Source organism: Bowmanella dokdonensis (assembly GCF_017254865.1).
Lineage (GTDB): Bacteria > Pseudomonadota > Gammaproteobacteria > Enterobacterales > Alteromonadaceae > Bowmanella > Bowmanella dokdonensis.
This window is the reverse complement of sequence record NZ_JAFKCV010000215.1, coordinates 1-337: the sequence shown is the minus strand read 5'-3', so window position 1 is coordinate 337 and position 337 is coordinate 1. Positions and strand designations below refer to the sequence as shown.

General features: G+C 43.3%; 1 protein-coding gene. It reads left to right on the top strand.

Annotation, left to right across the window (positions count from 1 at the left end; genetic code table 11):
- Positions 1-154: 154 nt before the first annotated feature.
- A partial coding sequence (locus J0A66_RS22290; protein WP_206576014.1) for a hypothetical protein occupies positions 155-337 on the top strand: 183 nt, incomplete at its 3' end.

Sequence of the window (337 nt, the reverse complement as noted above, 5' to 3'; positions counted from 1 at the left end):
CCGCAAAAACCACTAAAGATGCCATTAACACTGCTGCTAACCCTGAATTTTAAGCATTGCATAACGGCAATCTTTACTGTCAATACGGGCCGTTTGTCTGTCAAATGAGCATAAACATAAAGGCACTGTTTATATGACGACGATAAGAAAGTCATTGCTGGAATACCTGATTTGGACAATAGCTGCCCTGCTGCTAGGCATGGGCTATATGCACCTGATTCTCGGCTCAGCACCAGAAGAAACCAACAGCTTGTCGTTTCTGATTGCAAAAATATATGTCTTTGCCCTGCTTTATGTAGGTGGCATTGTCGGCGCCATCTTAGCGGTGCTTTTTATA